General features: G+C 50.0%; 13 protein-coding genes and 1 pseudogene. 13 read left to right on the top strand and 1 reads right to left on the bottom strand.

The window, feature by feature from the left end; translation table 11 throughout:
- The 8 genes and pseudogenes from IEX60_RS22530 (at position 1) to IEX60_RS22495 (ending at position 11514) form a co-directional block, all read left to right on the top strand.
- Complete coding sequence (locus IEX60_RS22530; protein WP_188753659.1) at positions 1-2916, top strand: SusC/RagA family TonB-linked outer membrane protein; 2916 nt, start codon at positions 1-3, stop codon at positions 2914-2916.
- Positions 2917-2935: 19 nt separating this feature from the next.
- Positions 2936-4444 (top strand): RagB/SusD family nutrient uptake outer membrane protein, encoded by a 1509-nt coding sequence (locus IEX60_RS22525; protein WP_188753658.1) that lies wholly within the window; start codon positions 2936-2938, stop codon positions 4442-4444.
- A 7-nt stretch (positions 4445-4451) separates the two neighbouring features.
- The gene (locus tag IEX60_RS22520; RefSeq protein WP_188753657.1) at positions 4452-5690 is read left to right on the top strand and encodes a glycoside hydrolase family 99 protein; all 1239 of its coding nucleotides are present in this window, start codon (positions 4452-4454) and stop codon (positions 5688-5690) included.
- Positions 5691-5698: 8 nt separating this feature from the next.
- Complete coding sequence (locus tag IEX60_RS22515; RefSeq protein ID WP_188753656.1) at positions 5699-7687, top strand: glycoside hydrolase family 97 protein; 1989 nt, start codon at positions 5699-5701, stop codon at positions 7685-7687.
- Between the two features lie 57 nt (positions 7688-7744).
- On the top strand, positions 7745-7981 hold the full coding sequence (locus IEX60_RS22510; RefSeq protein ID WP_188753655.1) for a hypothetical protein: 237 nt from the start codon (positions 7745-7747) through the stop codon (positions 7979-7981).
- A 19-nt stretch (positions 7982-8000) separates the two neighbouring features.
- Positions 8001-10114 (top strand): annotated as a pseudogene (locus IEX60_RS25225) (catalase).
- Between the two features lie 6 nt (positions 10115-10120).
- The gene (locus tag IEX60_RS22500; RefSeq protein WP_188753654.1) at positions 10121-10714 is read left to right on the top strand and encodes a GNAT family N-acetyltransferase; all 594 of its coding nucleotides are present in this window, start codon (positions 10121-10123) and stop codon (positions 10712-10714) included.
- Positions 10715-10824: 110 nt separating this feature from the next.
- Complete coding sequence (locus tag IEX60_RS22495; protein ID WP_188753653.1) at positions 10825-11514, top strand: hypothetical protein; 690 nt, start codon at positions 10825-10827, stop codon at positions 11512-11514.
- A 189-nt stretch (positions 11515-11703) separates the two neighbouring features.
- Here the strand turns inward: IEX60_RS22495 and IEX60_RS22490 are convergent, their stop codons facing one another.
- A complete protein-coding gene (locus IEX60_RS22490; RefSeq protein WP_188753652.1) occupies positions 11704-12597 on the bottom strand; it encodes an AraC family transcriptional regulator in 894 nt (297 codons plus the stop codon).
- A 161-nt stretch (positions 12598-12758) separates the two neighbouring features.
- Here IEX60_RS22490 and IEX60_RS22485 point away from each other — a divergent pair, with 161 nt between their 5' ends.
- The 5 genes from IEX60_RS22485 to IEX60_RS22465 all read left to right on the top strand — a co-directional run bounded on the left by IEX60_RS22485 (position 12759) and on the right by IEX60_RS22465 (position 21206).
- Positions 12759-13349 (top strand): RNA polymerase sigma factor, encoded by a 591-nt coding sequence (locus tag IEX60_RS22485; RefSeq protein ID WP_188753651.1) that lies wholly within the window; start codon positions 12759-12761, stop codon positions 13347-13349.
- 66 nt (positions 13350-13415) lie between these two features.
- Positions 13416-14639: a FecR family protein gene (locus IEX60_RS22480; protein ID WP_188753650.1), complete on the top strand. Its 1224-nt coding sequence runs from the start codon at positions 13416-13418 to the stop codon at positions 14637-14639.
- Positions 14640-14902: 263 nt separating this feature from the next.
- On the top strand, positions 14903-18205 hold the full coding sequence (locus IEX60_RS22475; protein ID WP_188753649.1) for a SusC/RagA family TonB-linked outer membrane protein: 3303 nt from the start codon (positions 14903-14905) through the stop codon (positions 18203-18205).
- 21 nt (positions 18206-18226) lie between these two features.
- Positions 18227-19765, top strand: a complete 1539-nt coding sequence (locus IEX60_RS22470) for a RagB/SusD family nutrient uptake outer membrane protein (protein ID WP_188753648.1) — start codon at positions 18227-18229, stop codon at positions 19763-19765.
- Between the two features lie 13 nt (positions 19766-19778).
- Complete coding sequence (locus IEX60_RS22465) at positions 19779-21206, top strand: hypothetical protein (RefSeq protein ID WP_188753647.1); 1428 nt, start codon at positions 19779-19781, stop codon at positions 21204-21206.
- Positions 21207-21224: the final 18 nt, after the last annotated feature.

Here is a 21224-nt window from a genome sequence, read left to right as displayed (position 1 = left end):
ATGAACCTGAATAAATTTTCATTATGGCTGATGGCATGCTTGGCTTGCCTCATCAACACACTGTATGCACAGGAAAAACTGACGGTATCCGGTACGGTCGTCAATCCGGATCAGGCTGCCCTGACGGGCGTCAGCGTAGTTTCTGCCTCCGGCGCGGGCACCGTAACTGACGGCGACGGCAAGTTTACGCTGTCTGTAACCCGTGGCGAAACCCTCACGTTCTCTTACGTCGGCTACCAAACGGTTACCGAAACCGCAGGACCGGAGATGTTCATCGAACTACTGCCCACTGCGGCCGTGCTGGACGAAGTAGTAGTGGTCGGTGTCGGTTATGGAACCATGCGCAAGTCTGACCTTACCGGGGCCATCGCATCCGTATCGGCAAAAGATCTGCGGAAAGGTGTCATCACCTCGGCTGAGCAATTGCTCCAGGGTAAGGTTGCCGGACTCACCGTCACCCAGCCAAGCGGAGACCCCACACAGGGTTCGGCATTGCGCCTGCGCGGCGGCACGTCACTCTCGGCAAGCAACAGCCCCCTGATTGTGGTCGACGGAATTCCCGGTGTGGATATGAATACCGTGCAGCCCAGCGAGATTGTCTCCATCGATGTCTTAAAAGACGCTTCCGCCGCCGCCATCTATGGTTCGCGCGGAGCCAACGGTGTTATCATCGTAACGACTAACCGCGAAACCGGGCAACGCTCGATGAGTTACAACGGCTATGTAGCCGTGGGCAACGCCGCCAATCAGCTGGACTTACTATCGGCCAACCAATGGCGGGACTACGTGCGTAAAAACAACGTTGCCGGTGCGGTGGACTACGGTGGCGATACAGATTGGCAGAACGAACTGCAACGGACAGCCGTCTCCAATTCCCATACCCTTGCCTTTTCAAACGGCGGCAAAGACAGCGGATTCAGCGGCTCATTCAGCTACCTCGATGCACAGGGTATCATCAAAAAGAGTTCACTGAACCGTCTGGCAGGAAGCGTAACGGGCTACCAGTACGGCCTCAACAAGCGCCTGAAAATGGAAGCAAGCGTACACGCCAACAAAGACACCTATCAGCCGACCAATATGTCGATCTACCAGCTGGCTTATAACCTCAACCCCACCCTGCCGGTGATGCAGGACGGACAGTATACGCAGATCGGTGGTACACAGAACAACAACCCCGTAGAGGTGCTGAACAACCGGAAAGACGACCAGACCCGCACGCGGATACTCGGATTCGGAAAAGCGGAACTGGAAATCGTTGAAGGGCTGAAGGGGGTCGTAAACGGATCGTACGAGTACAATTCACAGCAGGGCCGCTTTTACCAGCCCTCCTATGCATACGATGGCCGTAGCGACAGGGGATACGGTCGCCGCAATCTGGGCGACTACACCAACCTCCAGTTGGAGACTTACCTCACATATGACAAAACATTCCAGAATGCCCACAGGCTGAACCTCATGGGGGGCTATTCTTACCTAAACAACACCTATGAGGGGTTCGGTGCTGAACGCCGTGGCTTCGATACCGACCTATTTGACTACAACAACCTGGCGGCGGGTATCGATTTCCGGCTGGGCGACGTGTACTCCTACAAAGGACAGGCAAAGCTCATTTCGTTTTTCGGACGTGTCAACTACGTTTATGACGACCGCTACATGGTTACCGCCACCCTACGCAGGGATGGTTCATCGCGCTTCGGCGCCAACCACAAATGGGGTTTCTTCCCCTCCGCATCGGCCGCATGGCGGATATCCGAAGAGTCCTTTATGGAAGGAACCCGCGATTGGCTGAACAACCTCAAACTGCGCATCGGCTACGGGGTTACCGGCAACCAGGATGGCATCGGCGAATACCGGTCGCTCTCGCTCATGGGTACCGGCGGTGGTGCCTATTACGACCAGGCCACCGATTCGTGGAAGCAGTCATACGGAATTACGCAAAACCCCAACCCCGACCTGAAATGGGAGTCGACTGCGCAGACGAATATCGGTATCGATATCGCCTTTCTGGGCAGGTTCAATGCCACAATCGATGCATACATCAAGAAAACATCCGACTTGCTGTACACCTACAACGTGCCGCAGCCACCGTACCTGTATGATAAAATGCTGGCCAACGTGGGCGATCTCTCCAACCGGGGCATCGAGTTGACGCTAGGCGCTAACCTCATCAATAACGACCGTTTTACATGGAATGCGAACCTGGTAATGGCTCACAACAAACAAAAGGTAGACCGGCTTTCCAACGATATTTACCAAACGGATGCGGTACCCTCGGGGAATCTACATGACCTTACCGGCATGTCGGGGGTATTTACCCAACTGCTGAAAGAAGGGTACGCTGTCGGCACATTTTGGGGGCCGAAATTCCTCGGACTGGATGATGATGGCAAATTCATCCTCGAAACCGACGACGCGGGCAATGTCATCCAGCAATACCTCGGGAATGCACAACCCTCCCTGTCGCTGGGTTTTGCCACGGATTTCGCCTACCGGGGGTTTGACCTGAACATCGCCGCCAATGGCATGTTCGGCCAAAAAATCCTCAACGCCCAAGCCATGAACATCAGCTATCCCGGCAGGCTCCCCGGATACAACATCCTCGATTCGTGGCTGGATAAAAATGTAACCGAAGGACCGATCTATTCGGATTACTGGATCGAAGATGGCAGTTTCCTGCGGCTACAGAGCGTTACGCTCGGCTACACCCTGCCCGTGCACAATGCCTGGTTCAGCCGGATAAGGGTTTATGCTACGGGTGAAAACCTGCTGACGTTTACCGGATACAGCGGACTGGATCCGGAGGTCAACTTCAGCGGCCTGAACAGTCCGGGGATAGACAAGTCGATCGGGCCGGGCGACAACTACTACTATCCCCGTGCGAAGACGTTTTCATTTGGCATCAATCTCTCCTTTTAACCTTTAAAACAGCAACGTGATGAAACTGAAATTATCCCTATATTTTGCTGCAGGCATCTGCCTGCTGAATGCCTGCACGGATCTGTCTGAGGAACTTTACGACCGGGTGCAGTCGTCGGACTATGGCAAGACCCCTGCTGAAATTGAGACCATCGTGGGCCGTGCCTATTCTTCGCTGCGCGGCGGCGCCTCAGATGGCGTAAACTTCTATCCTACCGGCGAGTTTGTTTTCTTCGTTACGTCGGTATCGTCTGATGAGTGCGTCATTCCCACGCGGGTGGGTGGCGACTGGTACGACGACGGGGTTTACATCGATCTCCACAAACATACGTGGACGGCGGACAACCCCAAGATCTGGGCACCTTGGAAATATTGCTATAACGGCATCGCAGCCACCAACGCCATCCTCTACCAGGTAGAGCAGTCGGGGTTGGACGCAGCAGACAGCCGGCCACTGTTTGCCGAGCTGAAAGCCCTGCGTGCTTACTATTATTATAAGCTGCTGGACCTATACGGCAACGTGCCCCTGGACACCACCTATGTGACCAACGAGGCGCCCGGCACCTCACCACGGGCCGAAGTCTATAAATTTGTTGAAAAGGAATTGCTGGAAAACGTAGACTACCTGCCGGAAAACGCCTACGGACGCTTCACCAAAGCCGCCGCCAACCTACTGCTGGCCCGCCTGTACCTCAATTCGGAAGTGTATATCGGCCAGGCACGCTGGGAAGATTGCCTGACGGTGTGCGGCAAGATTTCGGGTCAGTTGGAGCCCGACTACTTTACCAGCTTCAAAACAGACAACCAAACATCACGCGAAATTATTTTCGCCATTCCCTACGATGCAACCGTGGGCACGGTGGGCAATTACCTTGCCTCCATGACTTATCACTACGAGCAGATGTGGGCATTCTCGGCAACCGGCAATTACCAGTGGTGCGGCAACGGTATTTCGGCACAGCCGGGTCTCTACTCGGCTTTTGACGAGAACGATGTCAGACGAAACTCCCTGCTCATCGGTCCGCAAATCGATCTGCGTACCGGATCGACCATCATCATGCCCGCCTCCGGCAATCCGCTCGACTATACAGAGGAGATCTCGAATATCAACGAGGCGCTTCAGAACGAAGGTGCGCGCCTCAGTAAATACGAAGACAAGGAAGGAGATCTATGGGAACGGAACTATGATATGGTGCTCATGCGCTACGCCGAGGTGCTGATGATGCAGGCCGAATGCAATGTGCGCCTGGGTAATCCCGCTGCTGCACGTGCATTCGTAGAGCAAATCCGCAGCCGTGCCGGCCTCAGCACACCGGAAACCATCGATCTGGCGTTCATCGACCAGGAACTGCGGCGCGAGTTTGTCTTTGAAGACCACCGCCGCACGGACAACATCCGCTTCGGTACCTTCTTCAACGCCTGGTGGGAAAAAGGAGCAGATCCTGCGGATAAGCACACGGGGCTCTTCCCCATCCCGCAGCAAGAATTGAACAAAAACAACAAGTTAACCCAGAATACAGGCTATTGATCGGGAGATGAACAGAACTATGGTGATATGGTTGCTATGGGCGGTCGTACTTGCCGGGTGCAAGAAAGACACGCCCGATTCAAAAGAAAACGAGACGAAACTGGAAGTGTTTGATCCGGCAGCACCCGGCAAATCCAACCCCATGGAAGTGTGGGTGCACTACATGCCCTGGTTTGAGGACAAAACAACCAGCGGCAATGGACAGTGGGGCCAGCACTGGACCATGGCCAATAAAAATCCGGACATCGTGGATGCGAATGGCAAGCGGCAGATCGCTTCCCATTATTACCCGCTGATCGGCCCCTATGCTTCCAGTAATACGGATGTGCTGGAATACCACTTTTTGCTCATGAAATATGCCGGGATTGACGGTATCCTCATCGATTGGTACGGTACACGCAACCTGTACGACTACGCCCCCATCAAACGGAACACCGAAGCCATTGTGGAGGGACTGAAAAAAGTGGGACTGAAATATGCCATTGTATACGAGGACCAGACGCTACGCGACGGATTCGAAAGCGATGCACAGCGGATTAGCCAGGCGAAGACGGACATGAAATACCTAGAATCCAATTTATTCAGCGACGAACATTACATCCAACTGGATGGCAGCCCCCTGCTGCTTACTTTCGGTCCGCAGGTCATCAACTCCCCTGCCAACTGGAGCACTGTGCTCGGCGGCTTGGTATCCAAGCCGGCGTTTTTCACCCTATACAACCATTCCCATCTCGCCAACAATACCACCTACCACAATGCTTCCGGTGAATACATCTGGGTGGACGCCACTCCCATGGAAACCAAGTATGCCCGCAAAGCCGATGTAGACCGGTTGATCGGCGGTGCTTATCCGGGATTCAACGACTATTACAAGGAAGGCGGTTGGGGCAACCCGGTGCTGGCCGATATTGACCATGAAAATGGAGCCCTGCTTGACCGGCTCTTGCAACTGGCGAACGAGGAAGGCGTACCCTACCTCCAATTGATCACCTGGAATGACTTCGGCGAAGGTACCATGATTGAACCTACCGTCGAATTTCAATATACATTCCTGGAGCGGATACAGGGCTTTACCGGTGTGACATACCGCAAATCCGCACTGGAAAACATTTACACGTACTACGGCCTGAAAAAGCAGTTTGCCAAGGATCCTGACAAGCAAAAGCAACTGCTACAGGCATTCTACTACCTGATTTCCCTACAGCAGGACAAAGCAGCCGCATTGATCAACGAACTAGCCAATTAAAGACGAAGATGAAACCCATTGTATATGTATTGATACTTGCACTTCCATTGTTTTCCTGCACGCACAAGGGCCGTGTAACATCGCCGGACCAATCCATCGCTATCCAAGCCGGTGAAGAAAACGGAAGGATTTTCTATACGGTTAGCAAAAACGGGAAGACCCTTCTGGATAAATCGTTCCTTGGATTCCTACTGAAAGATGGGCCGTTGGGCGAAGACGTCGCCATTACGGAGGTATCGCACACATCATTCAGCGGATCGTGGGACCAAACCTGGGGGGAAGAAATCGTGGTTGACAACACCTATAATCAGATGACCCTCCAGGTAGCCGAAAAGTCGGGCCTTAAACGCAGATTCGACGTTGTATTCCGTGTGTTTGACGATGGTTTCGGCTTCCGCTACGAGTTTCCCAAACAGCCCGGCCTGAATGAATTTGTCATCATGGATGAATACACCGAATTCAATTTCACGGGCAAGCATAAGGCCTGGTCAATTCCCTATGGAGCCAATTATTACGAAGCGTTGTACGAGCCGCATCCGATCAACGAACTGGATACCGTCTGCACACCGCTGACCATCGAAACCGATGATGGACTTTACCTTGCCGTGCATGAAGCCAACCTGACAGATTATGCGGCCATGAACCTGGTTGCTGAAAAGGGCACCCCGAATTTACACGTTTACCTCACGCCGTGGTCAACCGGCGAAAAAGTGTTTATGCAAGCACCCGGTACCACCCCGTGGCGGACCCTGATTATTGCCGACACGCCCGGAGACCTGCTGCTTTCGCGGCTGATGCTTAACCTCAATGAACCCTCCAAAATCGAGGATACTTCGTGGATCAAACCGGGTCGCTACATCGGCATCTGGTGGGGCATGCACATGAATGCCTATACGTGGCATATCGGTCCGAAACACGGGGCAACGACAGAAAATACCAAGCGTTATATCGATTTCGCGGCAAAACATGGATTTTCGGGTGTATTGGTAGAAGGGTGGAATACCGGCTGGGAAAACGACTGGACCAAAGAGGGTGACAAGTTCAGCTTTACCCAAGCCTATCCGGATTTTGACATCGACGGCATTACAGCCTATGCAGCCGAAAGGGGCGTGAAACTCATCGGACACCATGAAACCGGCGGTGCTACATTGAACTACGAGCGCCAATTGGACAGCGCCTTTGCCATGTACCAACGTTTGGGGGTCAACGTGGTGAAGACGGGCTACGTAAGCCCCCTGTTGGATGGAAAAGAACGGCACAGCAGCCAGTACGGCGTCAGGCATTACCGCAAGGTTATTGAAACTGCGGCTAATTACCACATCATGATCGACAACCATGAGCCGGTGATGCCCACCGGCTTACAACGCACTTATCCCAACTTAATGACCCAGGAGGGTGTGCGGGGACAGGAATGGGACGCTTGGGACGCAGCGGGCGGAAACCCGCCCGATCATACCACCCTCATCCCGTTTACCCGGGGACTGGCCGGCCCGATGGACTTTACCCCCGGAACATTTAGTTTTGAAAATCCCGTTTTACCGGATACGCGCGTCAAAACCACGTTGGCCAAACAGCTGGCATTGGCCGTGGTGCTGTACAGCCCGTTGCAGATGGCCTCAGACATGATTGAACATTACGAGCCCTATCCGGCACCGTTCGAATTTATTACCTCCTGCCCTACCAATTGGGCTAAAACCGTAATCCCACATGCCAAGATAGGGGAATACCTGACCGTGGCCCGGAAAGACCGGGAGTCGGACGACTGGTACCTGGGTAGCATTACCAACGGCAAGAGCCGCAACCTATCCCTGTCATTGGATTTTCTGGATAAAGGATTTACGTACCGGGCAAAGGTATTCAAGGACGGCGCAAGCGCATCGTATGACACCGACCCCTATCCGGTGGCTATTGAGGAACTGGACGTCACGTCGACGACAACCTTAGACCTCCAATTGGCCGCCGGTGGCGGTACAGCCATTATTTTCAGCCGGTTATAAGTTTTGCACAACGAACCTAAAGCCTCCGCATCATAGAGGAGTCAGCTGGCGGTCAGCGTGCAATCATCTTGCAGTCAGGGTGCGAAAAACAGCCAGCAGACCGCCGGCACAGTGCAGGCAGCGGGCTACGTCATGCGCAGCAGTCACGCAGCGGTCAGGCAGCAGGTACGCAGCCAGCCAGAAGACCAAACCGATCACCCAAGGTCACTGCAAACAATTACCCCACCTGATTGTTTTGGGAATATGGAATACGGGGTATTCCCGCAATCAGACGAAACGCTGAAAGCATCGTAAACTAACTAAACAGATCGTTATGAAAAGAAAAGCCAATCCCAAAACACGGCAACTGGATCAGCATGTGGTGGATAACAGTCAGCGCATCATGACCACAAACGACGGTGTTCCGGTTTATGACAACAACAACACATTGAAGGCCGGGAACCGGGGGCCTTCGTTGCAGCAGGACCACATCTATTTCGACAAACTGATGCACTTTGACCGGGAACGCATCCCCGAACGTGTGGTGCATGCCCGTGGTTCCGGAGCACACGGTATCTTTGAAGCGACCGCTGATCTCTCGCAATACACATCGGCTGCTTTCCTGAAAAAGGGAACAGTTACCCCTGTGTTCGTGCGGTTCTCCACCGTAGCGGGATTCAAGGGATCTACTGACCTTGCCCGGGATGTCCGGGGCTTCTCGGTGAAATTTTATACCGAGGAGGGCAATTATGACCTGGTGGGCAATAATATTCCCGTGTTTTTCATCCAGGATGCCATGAATTTCCCGGACGTGGTACATGCCGTGAAGCCGGAACCGAACAACGAAATGCCACAGGCTGCTTCAGCCCATGATACGTTTTGGGATTTCATCTCGCTCATGCCCGAAGCGGCACACATGACCATGTGGGTGATGTCAGACCGCGCAATCCCCCGGAGCCTACGCATGATGGAAGGATTCGGCGTCCATACCTTTAAATTCGTAAATGCCAAAGGCAAGGCGACATTCGTCAAGTTTCACTGGAAGCCCCGTCTAGGCGTACATTCGGTTGCATGGAATGAGGCCCAGAAGATTTCAGGATTTGATTCCGACTTTCACCGCAGAGACCTGTGGGAAGCCATTGAAAACGGTGATTTCCCGCAATGGGACCTGGGTGTACAGTTGATTCCGGAGGAAGACGAAATGAAGTACAGTTTCGACCTGCTCGATCCCACCAAGATCGTTCCCGAGGAACTCGTACCGGTACAGCTCATCGGCACGATGACGCTCAACCGGAATCCGGAAAATTTTTTCGCCGAAACCGAGCAGGCTGCATTTGATCCCGGAAGGGTGGTACCCGGTATCGACCTTTCAGACGACCCACTGTTGCAGGGCAGGGTGTTCTCCTACCTGGATACCCAAATTACCGATTGGGTGGCCCCAATTTTCACGAACTGCCGATAAACCGGCCAGTCAACGGTAAGCATAACAACCAAAAGGATGGCTTTGGCCGAATGGATGTTTTAAAAGGAGCCGTAAGCTATTTCCCCAACAGCAAGGCCGCCGGCTGTCCGTACCATGCCATGCTCAACGGGGAGACAGGATTCCAATCCCACAGGCAACCGATCGATGCAAAAAAGGTGCGCGAACGTTCTGATTCATTCGCAGATCATTTTACCCAGGCCCGCCTGTTTTTCAACTCGCAAAGCCCCGAAGAACAGGATCACATCGTAAGTGCACTCAGTTTCGAACTGTCAAAGGTAAGCGATGTGGATATACGCAAAAGGGAACTTGCCATCCTGAATCAAATCGATAAAACACTCGCCAAAAAGGTGGGCGATAACCTCGGACTGGTACCCGCGGCAGAACTGGATCCGATGACGGTAAAATTCGCCCGCTACAATCATCCCCGGTACCCCATTAAGCCCCCAAAACCGGAAATTAAAAAATCAGAAGCACTAAGCATGAAGGTTAAGCCCGGAGGCGGTACCATCAACTCAAGAAAGGTAGCATTCCTGATGGACGATGGGGTAAGCCAAGCCTCGGTAGACCGGATGAAACGTACATTGGAAAAGGAGGGCGCACAGGTGGTGCCAATTGCATCGCATGTCGGTAAGATCACCTTTAAAGAGGGGGGAGAAATGAACATCCAACATTCCTACCTGACTGAGGCATCGGTTTGCTACGATGCTTTTTATACACCAGACGGCGACTCCGTGGAGTCACTTGCGAAAAATGCTGACTACCTCCAATTCATCAACGAAGGATATCGGCACTGCAAAGCACTAGCCTTTGCCAGGGGTGCGGAAGAATTGGCCAAACGCTCATTTATCGAGAAAGACCAGGGGGTGATTTTCGAAAGTTCCGACAACCTTACCGGAGATTTTGTGGACGTGATGAAAAGGCACCGCGTATGGGAAAGAGAAAAACCGAGAAAGGCACCTTCCTGATCGAGAATGATGCATTTACTGCCACCCGGTAATGGGCTTTCGGCTGATATAGACGATGGCGGAGTCGCGGCGCCCATCCAGCTTTTGCCCTTTAACGAATCAAACTTTCAACAGCTTATCGATTGGGTCAAGGATAAGCAGTTGCTCACTCAGTTTGCAGGCCCGATATTTACCTTCCCAATAACGGTCGAACAGCTTCTGAAATATACACAAACCACCAATCGGCAAATTTTCTCAATTTCCGAAAGAACATCTGGCCAGGCAATTGGACACATTGAATTAGACCGGATAGACTACGAGCATAAGTCGGTCCGCGTATGCCGTTTTTTAATTGGACGTGAAACACACCGGGGAAAGAAATATGGCCAGCAGGCGTTGGAAGCCCTTCAAAAAATAGCCTTTGATGATTTGTCATTAAATCGTTTGGAATTGGTCGTCTTAGCAGAAAATGTATCCGCAATAAAATGCTACGAAAACTGCGGTTTTATGACAGAAGGCGTCATGAGAGAAAGTTATTGGATGAACGGAAAACCGGTATCTGCGCTAATGATGAGTATACTATCAAGTGAATATCGTGCACGTCACAATAACGGGGGATGATAAATTTTATGTTACGGCTCCCCCCTAAGCGGCAAAGTTGGATCAAAAAAATGCAAAAAATCTCACAGCTCTGATTACATTTGTCCCAACAAATGTAATCACTGAAAATTATGAAACTAAATCCAGCCAAAAGCCGTTTCTCCCTGCTGTTTATAGCGCTATTCACGTTGGTTGTATCCTGCGTAAAGCATGAAACACCTGATCCGGATATGCAATTCCCTTTCTCGGTAAAAGCAACCGCTGTAGCATCGAAAGGCAACGTGCGGCTATTCACGCAAGGAGGTGAAGTAACCGATGAATCCGTAATTGCCCGTTTCATTGCCGATGCCGAGGGATTCAATGCGAAATTCGAAGTAGCCCCCACGGATATAGTCACTTTCCATACCGATTCTACCGCCGAATTCAAAGCGTTAACCGGAGTAATCAAGGTAGCGGTACCAACGTCCAACAAACTGGCTTTCCGCTATCCGTTTACGCTTGATAAAATACAGCCGTCCATGTGGCAACCTCTGCTGGATCACCAACTGATTGCGAAAACAAACATCACGCATACGGTACCCACCGCTACCGGTTTCACCCACGTCGGCGAGGTAGTGCAGATCGCTTCCGGCGACTATCAATCTTTTGAATTGCCCGCTACGGTTTATAAGTTAAGCCGTTGGGTAGGCCAGGGAGATGCCGGTGCTTCTTCCTACATCAACTCTGGTGTGTTCAGCCCGTTTAACGAAGATTTTTTGGAAACCCTCCGTCCGCGTGATACCATTGCTTACCAAGAAGGCTCGTTACGATTTACGAAGTAAACAAAAAACGGAGAGGTCCATAATGACGGTGCAAAGGTTGTATAAAAAAAGAAACCCGTTACCTTGTAGATAACGGGAATCCGCCCCAATGGGGTTAGGGGCTATCAACCTAAACCTACTGCGAATATAAATATATTTGTCATTATTTACCAAAATTAAAAAACCTTTGTCCTGCTGCACCTCGTTTATTTAATGTTTCGGGGAATAGGACTTCTTGTAAGTCAACGGTGAGACACCTGTTTTCTCCTTGAAAAATTTCGAGAAATAATACTCCGACTCGAAATTGAGGTCATATGCGATTTCCTTGATCAGCTTATCGGTATATAAAAGGAGGTGTTTTGCCCGGTCGATTTTCAGTTGCAATAGATATTTGCCCGGAGCGATACCCGAATATTTTTTGAAGACTTTACGGAATAGGGAATAACTTATTTTCAGCTGGTCGGCGATTTCCTCGATGGTTACCTTCGTTTCCACATTTTCACGCAATAGCGCTGTTGCTTTTTGCACAAGCTGCTGATGGTCATCGTCAGTTCTGGAAAGCGCCTGTTGTTTGGATAATGAGTAAACCAACCCCAGTAGATACAGGACACAACCGCTTACCAGCGGCTGATATCCGGAGCGCTCGTGCCGGGTGTAGTCTACGATGTCTTGATATAACCGGATGATATCCGGTCGGACCCCGGTAAAAAACACAGGCTTCTTTTTTGAAAAAAAAGAATGCCTAATCAGGTTATCCGCAATTTTCCCGTTAAAGCCTACCCAGTATTCACTCCAACCTGTTCGGTCTTGCGGCTTATAGCGGTGCCATTCGCCCGGAAACAACAGGATAACAGCCCCTTCACGAATGGTTATTTTACCACCGTTGGTCGACTCAAAGATGCCACTGCCCGCTGAGATATATATTAACTGATATTCCTGCAGGATTCTGCCTTGTTCCCATTTAAAGCGATATGCAGCCGGATGTTGTTGTTCATTTGGATAGGTATAGGCTTCGGGTATAGTCCCATATCCAACGTCCAATAGGGTCAATCCCCACTTTTCGTCAGCATGGCTAGTTGGCAGGTACTTGTGGTAGGTATCCATAAAACTTAGTGACGAATATAATTAATTACCGGTGAAAATGAATTAGTTTTTCACCAGAATAACGGGTTGCTTTTGGTATGCATTTTTATGCATCTATGTGAGAGTTCAGAAAAACTTCATGTACATTTGCGTTTATCAATTATAAAATGCATTAGGAGGAAATGGCTGCCAAAGTCTTATTGGATGAACGTACGCTACTATCCAAGGTAGCTGAGGGTGATCAACGAGCCTTCCGAGCCATTTATGACCACTACTACGATCGTATCCTTGGGTACGGCCTTCGCCTCCTCAAATCAGACCTGTTAGCCGAGGAAATGGTTCAACATGCTTTCTTAAAAATATGGACACTTGAAGAAAAGCTAACAGAAATCGAAAATCTTGAACGCTACCTGATAACCGTTGCGCGCAACCATGCGCTTGATGTGCTCCGCCGACGAAAGCTCACCGTCAGGGTAAACCGGGAAATCAGCATGGACTGGTCGGAATCACATAACGAGACCGAAGAAGAAATTCTACTAAACGATACACGCAGGATGCTTGACGAGGCTATTGAGTTACTGGCACCCCAACAAAAACGGGTCTATAAGCTATGCCGCCAGCAGGGTCTGAAGTATGACGAGGCGGCCAAAGAGCTAAACCTTTCTCCGGCAACTGTGCAATCCTATATGAAACTCGCCCTTAGCACGCTCCGAAAGCACCTCGCCAATCGCACGGACATCGTGGCAATGCTGATTATTTTCAAGCTCTTTTAAAAAAAATCCACCTGATACCCCCAAAGTTTGCTGCGGTCCGTCTACTTAATAAAGGATGGCGGCAGAATGAACAAAAGCAGGATCACCTACTTGATTGAGCGGTATCTTAACGATACGGCAACAGCACAGGAGCTGGACGAACTGGAAAGCGTATTGGCAGATCCCGATGCCGATCGTATGATTAAAACTATCCTCCGTGACAGCTACTACCACTTACCTGAGGTTACGGGAAATCATTCGGATAGCGAAGCAAAAGAGCGGATATTCCAACAGATCGTTACACAGTCGCAGCAACAGACGGAACCAGCAAAGCGCATAACGGAGAGACTGCTCAAGTGGTTACCTTATGCCGCAGCGATCGTTATCGTTGCAGCAATCGGATTATTGATTTGGAACAATAAACGGCCTTCTCATCAAGAAATAGCCGCTGCCGAGATATATCCGGGTGCAAATGGTGCTACCCTCTCGCTTGCCGATGGCAGAACCATCGCCTTGGATCACACCCAAGGCGGAATCAAGGTCGGAGCGGGAGAGATTACCTACAGCGACGGTCACTCCCCCATCCTTAAACTGGGTGACGGCGGGGAGCCTGTTGAAAAATTAATGCTTTCAACACCCAAGGGAGGCACATATACGGTCACGTTGCCTGACGGATCGAGGGTTTGGCTTAACACGGCCAGCACACTAACCTACCCCTCACAGTTTAATGACGCGGAGCGGGTGGTTCACTTAGAAGGCGAAGCGTATTTTTCAGTGAACAAAAGACCCGGAAAATCGCGGGAGACCCAAGAAATTCCTTTCAAGGTGGTAAGTAACGGGCAAGTAGTACAGGTACTGGGAACGGAATTCAACATATCAGCCTATGCCGATGAGCCCGAAGTCCAGACCACCTTAGTAGAGGGCCGCGTACGTGTTTCGGTAGATAAGGGTGCAGCAACAGGTGTATCGAAACATGCAACCACTACCCTATTGGAGCCAGGCGAACAAGCGATAAACCGAGCGGGCGTCCTCGATGTTCAGGCGGTAGATCCGAATCAATATACGGCATGGAAAGATGGCCTTTTCTATTTTGAAAGATCACCGCCTCAAGTTGCAATTGCACAGCTGGCGCGCTGGTATGATCTTGAAGTAGTTTATCAAGGGAAAACCCCGCAGGTTAACATTTTTGGGGTAATTGACCGGAATAAATCGCTGGGCTCCGTCCTGAAATCACTTGAAAAAAGCGGACTCAGATTCAGGGTAGTCCACGTGAATGGAGTTAATCAGCTTATCGTTTTGGGAGAGCACTAGGCGGATCTCAAAACCATTGTTAAACATAAAGGTAAATCATGAAAACATAGAATCAAAGAGATACAGTTAGATCGAATTCCAACAAAAAAACGGATGATGCTGACGACATCACCCGCTTCGTTTTGCTTGGACTGATACCCGGCCATGGTGTTAGCTAGGGCCGAAAACCAATTTTTTAACCATCCAAACTATACAAATATATGACTTTTACACGATGTGTAAGGGGATATCCCCGGCCTTTTAGATACCGATTAGTACTCATTATGAAATTAGCGATTTTCTTGACCGTTGTTTTTATATTTCAAGCATTCGCTGAAGGTAAAGCACAGAAGATAACACTTAACGCCCGAAACACCACGCTACGCGATGTGATGTTGGAAATCCAAAAACAACAGGGGTATTCGTTTCTGTTTCGTGGCGACCATATTGCGGATACGCGCATAGATGCCCGGTTAGAGCAAGTTGAATTTGCGGAGGCCATGCAGAAAATTTTGAGAGGTCACGGACTCGATTGGTCGATAGACGATGGCATCATAACTATCATGGCCGGACAAACCGAAAAACATCAGCCGCCATCCCCTGTGCAAGACCATACGGTGACGGGTATTGTAACCGACGAGTCAGGAACGCCACTGGAGGGGGTGACGGTAAGTGTCGTTGGCCAAAATATACGTACGAAAACCGGTCGGCAGGGTGATTACCGGATCACATTGCCCGATGAAGATGCGAGACTGGCCTTCAGCAGCGTTGGTTTTGAAACGCAGGAACAGCCGACACGCGGGCTTACCAACCTGAATATTACCCTGAAAACCGCAATAGACGATTTGAATGAGGTGGTGGTGGTGGGGTACGGATCGGTGAGGAAAAGTGACATTACGGGCAGTGTAGCTTCGGTAAAAGGTGAAAAAATCACAAATACCAGTTCAGGAAGTTTCGAGGCACTACTGCAAGGCCGCGTAGCGGGTTTACATGTAATCAATAGCAACAGTGATAACCCGCAGGGTGGGTCGACGGTGCGGGTTCGGGGGATTAGTTCCATCAACGGCTCGAACGCTCCGCTCGTTGTAGTTGATGGAATCCCCTTTGGTGATGCCGGGGGGTTAAACCTGATCAATCCGAATACCATCCTTTCAATGGAGGTACTGAAAGATGCCTCGGCCACAGCGATTTACGGTTCGCGTGGGGCAAATGGCGTTATCATGATTACCACGAAACGCGGCGACAAACATGTGCCCAGCGTTTGGCTCGACCAAAAGACGAGCTTCGGTGCATTCAGCGAGAAACTGGATTATTGGCGGGACCCATTGCTTATGGCCGAGTTGGCGGATGAGGCAAACGAGAATGCGGGTATTGACCCGATATATATCGGTAAAAAGGATGCAAATGGAACGTATTATCCATCGAGGGCGGATATAGCTAGTGGTGCATGGCCTTATTATACGGAATGGGCGGATTATGTGTTCCGACCCACGGCGATAACGTCAGAGACAAATCTCGGTGTGCAGGGCGGCGGAGATAAAAGCCAGTACTACCTGGGGCTTGGCTACTATGACGGCGAAGGCATGCAACGGAAGGATGACTATAAGAAGGTTACATTGGATTTATCTTACCAGCATGAGTTGTCGGAGTACCTAACCATTATTTCGAAAGCTGGCTTCATTGACGGAGACCGTAACCGGAATTATGGCATGAATTACCAGCGTAACCCTTTGTTTCCGGTATTTAACGGCGATGGTACCTATTTCAAAGCAAATGCCCTGGACTATGGGAATGCGCTGGCAATGACCAACGAAAGAAAAGACGTATCTCCGAATACCGACGGGTATGCAACGCTTCAATTCAATGTGAAACTTGCCAATCCGCTTGAGCTGGTTTTACGGGGGAACGCGCGTGCTGGAACGGCGGGTCATAACTTTTATAACCCCCGTGTTTATACCCAGGGTGGCGATCTGTATGACGGCGAAGGCGGCATTTCGTCGTCTTCATACAAAAACGTAACACTGGATGGGTACCTGACGTATACCAACACCTTTGCAGAGCGGCACGCGTTTACGGCGATGGGTGGTGTAACGTATGAAAACGGAACAAATAAGACCCTGAATACGATAGGACGGGGATTCGCAAACGATAATCTGATGGAGGAAAATATGTCTGGCGCAACAGAACGCTTCATCACGAATGGTTTCAGTGAAACGGTTCTGGCTTCGGGATTCACGCGCTTTAATTACGCCTTTGCCGACAAATACCTATTCACTTTCACCGCGCGCGCAGATGGAAGCTCCAAATTCGGCGACAACAACAAATGGGGGTTTTTCCCTTCGGGAGCAGCCAGTTGGCGGTTATCTGAGGAGGCGTTCCTAAAGGATGTCGAGGCTATTGATGACCTGAAAATCCGTGCGAGCTATGGCATTTCCGGAAATCAGGGCATCGCACCGTATCAAACCATTTCAAAATACGGACAGGACTACTATTACCTCAACGGCGAGGAGTTCATCATTTATGGCCTAGGCCAGCAAATCGGAAGGGAAGGTATCGGCGACCGCTATGTACAATGGGGCGGTATGGCAACGAAAGACTTACGCTGGGAAAAAACGTCGCAGTTTGACCTCGGATTGGACGCTTCGTTGTTTCACAACAGGCTTAGCATAACCCTTGATTATTACTATAAGAAAACAAGTGATCTGCTGCGCCAGCAATTCCTCAACCCGAGCACTGGGTTCGACCGGGTGTGGACGAATGACGGAGAAATCGAAAACCGGGGGTTCGAACTGGCGGTGGATGGACGGATTTTAACCAGCGGAAAACTAAAATTCGATGCCGGATTGGTGTTCTCACTCAACCGGAACAAGGTGCTTAACATTGGTTCACAAGAAAAGTCGGGATATGTGGTCGACAAAAACGGACTCCGGTACGAACCTTATGGAAGTGGGATCTTTAGCGATGCATATTTAAATGTGCTGGCTATCGGCCAGCCGGTGAACGCATTTTATGGCTATGAAGTAGATGGGATTATCCAGGAAATGCCTGATAACCCGGTGAAAATGACCAGACCCGGCGAATTTAATTACGTGGGGCTGCGGGAGGACGGAACACTTGACCCCGATATGCGCCGAATTATCGGGGATCCGAATCCGGACTTTACTTCCAGCCTGAACCTCCAGCTGAGGCACGATGCAGGAATCGACTTCTCACTCATGCTCTACGCCATGTATGGAAATGATGTTTTCTCCACCCGTAAGCTGGATCGGATATCACTGCAGAAAGATCGGTGGACGGGTGAGAATCCGAACAATGTGCGTCCGAAACTTCGGGCAGACCGGCAGTACTTCGCATCTTCCTGGTTTGTGGAAGATGGCAGTTTCCTCCGGATACAGCACGTGACCCTGGGCTACACATTCCAACGTATTCCATTTCTCCAGCAAGCCCGTATTTTTCTGAATGCTACGAACCCCATTGTGTTCTCCAACGTAAGTGAATATGATCCTGAAGTGGGTGAAAATGGCAGGGGAAGCGCTCCGTATCCGCGCGTGGCAATTTACACAGCGGGTCTGCAATTGAAGTTTTAAGCAACCATAGTTAAAAAAGACATGACTACAATAAAAAATCTTTTTGCCGGCTTACTTTTATTCGTTTCCTTATCTTCCTGTAACGACATGCTGCTGGAACAACCTTACGGTGTGTATTCGGATAATAATTTTTTTACAAGTGAAGCCGACGCGCTGAATGCGCTGCTCTATGCGTATGATCCGATCAGTAACATCGAGTATGGAGCCCGGTTCTTGTTTAATCTTACGGATATTCCTACGAACCAATACCGATCCTACAATAAAGGATTGGAAACAGGCCTGTTCGAATGGGACGTCAATCCCAATACGGAGGAAATTCTCTATTTTTTCAAATATTGCTACCTGGGCATTACCCGGGCAAACAGCGTGCTCGAAAATGTGGGTAGTATGACCAATATTTCAGACGAAGCCCGCCGCCAATTTTTGGGCGAAGCCCATTTCTTAAGGGCATTCCATTATTTTATGCTGGTCCGCATCTACGGCGAAGTGCCCTATCATGTGAAGGTAGTACAGGGTGTGCAGGAGGCAAAAGTACGTTTTGGATCCCTACCGGAATTATACGATCTCATCATCGCCGATTTAAATGAGGCAATCACGCTGATGAACGTTGCCAAACAGCAAGGGCGTGCAGACAAAGTGGCTGCCCAGGCACTATTGGCAAAAGTATACCTTACCCTGGCATCGTCGAAAGAAACAGGTGCCCCCGGCTATGAGTGGGTTTCGGATGTGGATAACCTGTTTGCCAATGCGGCAGAAACCGCCGGGCAGGTATTGCGCGGACAGAATACGTACGGCCTGGACCCGAATTTACTCAACGTCTATGACGTTGAACATCAAGCAGACGGAAAGGAGCATATTTTTATAACTTCCATGACCCGCGAGGGAAGCGGCTTTGAAGGGAATTACTCGCAACTACCCCAGATATTCACGATCGGACTTCCCAATGTCTATGTCGCTAATACGCTGACAGGGGACGGCGGAGTGATACCAGTAATCCAACCGGGGCAGCAAGGATGGCAATACTACCGGGTGGACAATGAATTTTACCACAGCTTCGACGACAACGATCTGCGAAAACGTTTAATGGTGACGACGATTTACAATGCCGATGGATCGGTATTGGCCAACTGGTCTGAAGATAATCTGACAAGCTCCAACCCTACGCTTTTTGCATTCTTCTATCCGTTTAGCCGGAAATACACCGATCCACATTCCAATTCGCACCGCACCAGTGCCAATCTCTACCTCATCCGTTTTGCAGAAGTGGCATTGACTTACGCAGAGGCGGCGGGGCCAACCGATGAGGGGTATTACTGGATCAATCAGGTAAGAGAACGAGCCGGTTTAGATGAGTTGCCCCCGGGGCTGTCTGCACAGCAATTTAAAGAAGCCGTGTGGGACGAGCTGACTTTCGAGCTTGCTTTTGAAGGGCATGGCCTCTTTGAGCTGCGGAGAACCAACCGTGTGCTTGAGGAAGTAACCAATAAACCCGTAAATGAAGAATATGCCTATTTTTTCCCTGTTCCGCAGCGCGAACTCGATTTGAATCCAAAAAATTAACCAAAATTTCGAAATGAAAAGGAAATGTAAATATGTGTGGGTTTGGCTGTGCCTGGTGGCAATTTCTGCATGCAGCAAATTGGAAAATGAACTGACCACGGGATCCAAAATAACATTGACTTCGCAAGAAGAAGTAAATAACTTTAAAGCAGATGGTGACATCTTGCAATTGACAATCAGTGGTGAATCCATTACCGATCTTTCGACATTGAATGTGCAGAAAGTCAAAAACCTCATCATCGAAAACACCGGGATTGAACAGTTACGCATACCGACCTTAAATGCGATCACCGTCATGATGCATATAAAGGGTAATCAACGGCTGTTATCGCTCGATGGCCTGGATAATCTACGATTTATAAACGGAAGTTTAATCATTGAAGACAACGATGCACTGGAGGATATATCGGGAATATTGGGACTGAAGGTTTTTACCGGTAGTCTAACCATTACCGGCAATGACCGGTTGGGGAAAAATGAAGTTTGCCTAACCGATCAGCTAGGCTTTTGTGTCATTAAACACCTGGTGGAAAGCGGTATATTTTCAGGCACGCTCACGTTGGCAAGTAACCACCCCGAAGCACCAACATCACTTCAGACAATTGGGCAGATCTCCGGCGACGATGTGATCAGTTACACGCTGGGATCAAAAGCCGATATCGAGAATTTCAGCCCGCTGTCGGATACCGTGCTGAACCTTACGGTAACCGGAAAGGAAATCAACTCGTCGTTATTAAACTCGCTTAGCAGCAAAATAAAATGGATCAAAGGTACAGTGCTCATCGAAAACACCGTTATTGTGGAGACAGAAGGCTTTTTTGACAAGGTGCATTGCGATGGCAGCATTGTACTCAGGGACAACCCAGAGCTCTTCAACCCGCAGGGATTCAGAGGTTATCGGCACATCAAAGGAGACTTAATTATCGAGAACTGCCCCAAGCTGGCCTTTTGGTGGTCCGCAGAAGGAAACGTCGGATTTTCCGGAATCGAGCAAATTGACGGCAGCCTGACCGTTGATCCCGCCATTGGCCTTGAATCGGGTGGAGCAAGTTTCTTAAGGCTAGCTCATGTGGGTGGCAATTTTGTTTTAGTGGGCAGTCCTGACGCGGGAAACATCTGGAACCTAGATACCTGGTACAGCATCGGCGGAGGAATCAAGTATATCGGTGGTGATTTGATATTCAGAGACCATTTCACGGTGAATGGTTTGAGTGGTTTCCAAGGACTTGAACACATCGGTGGCGATGTCTACATCTTGGATAACGGTGCAGGGAATAACCAAGAGATCCCGCTGATGAACACCGATAATCAAATCGGCTTCTGTATCGTCAAAACACTGATTGACAAAGGGGTACTGAAAAAGGAAAATCCAACCGTTCAGCTGCGGGTGAAACCGGGAGCACCACTGATAGATTTAAATACGTTGGCTGCATGCCAATAATTAAAAATACAAATGATA

The organism is Parapedobacter defluvii (assembly GCF_014642075.1).
Taxonomy (GTDB): domain Bacteria; phylum Bacteroidota; class Bacteroidia; order Sphingobacteriales; family Sphingobacteriaceae; genus Parapedobacter; species Parapedobacter defluvii.
The sequence above is the reverse complement of the archived record's forward strand: the minus strand, read 5'-3'. Positions and strand labels throughout refer to the sequence as shown.

Excerpts from the sequence above, each read along its gene's own strand:
- IEX60_RS22470 (WP_188753648.1), top strand. The coding sequence starts at position 18,227 with ATGACTACAATAAAAAATCTTTTTGCCGGCTTACTTTTATTCGTTTCC.
- IEX60_RS22480 (WP_188753650.1), top strand. The coding sequence starts at position 13,416 with ATGAACAAAAGCAGGATCACCTACTTGATTGAGCGGTATCTTAACGAT.
- IEX60_RS22520 (WP_188753657.1), top strand. The coding sequence starts at position 4,452 with ATGAACAGAACTATGGTGATATGGTTGCTATGGGCGGTCGTACTTGCC.
- IEX60_RS22530 (WP_188753659.1), top strand. The coding sequence starts at position 1 with ATGAACCTGAATAAATTTTCATTATGGCTGATGGCATGCTTGGCTTGC.
- IEX60_RS22495 (WP_188753653.1), top strand. The coding sequence starts at position 10,825 with ATGAAACTAAATCCAGCCAAAAGCCGTTTCTCCCTGCTGTTTATAGCG.
- IEX60_RS22525 (WP_188753658.1), top strand. The coding sequence starts at position 2,936 with ATGAAACTGAAATTATCCCTATATTTTGCTGCAGGCATCTGCCTGCTG.
- IEX60_RS22500 (WP_188753654.1), top strand. The coding sequence starts at position 10,121 with ATGATGCATTTACTGCCACCCGGTAATGGGCTTTCGGCTGATATAGAC.
- IEX60_RS22485 (WP_188753651.1), top strand. The coding sequence starts at position 12,759 with ATGGCTGCCAAAGTCTTATTGGATGAACGTACGCTACTATCCAAGGTA.
- IEX60_RS22515 (WP_188753656.1), top strand. The coding sequence starts at position 5,699 with ATGAAACCCATTGTATATGTATTGATACTTGCACTTCCATTGTTTTCC.
- IEX60_RS22475 (WP_188753649.1), top strand. The coding sequence starts at position 14,903 with ATGAAATTAGCGATTTTCTTGACCGTTGTTTTTATATTTCAAGCATTC.
- IEX60_RS22490 (WP_188753652.1), bottom strand. The coding sequence starts at position 12,597 with ATGGATACCTACCACAAGTACCTGCCAACTAGCCATGCTGACGAAAAG.
- IEX60_RS22465 (WP_188753647.1), top strand. The coding sequence starts at position 19,779 with ATGAAAAGGAAATGTAAATATGTGTGGGTTTGGCTGTGCCTGGTGGCA.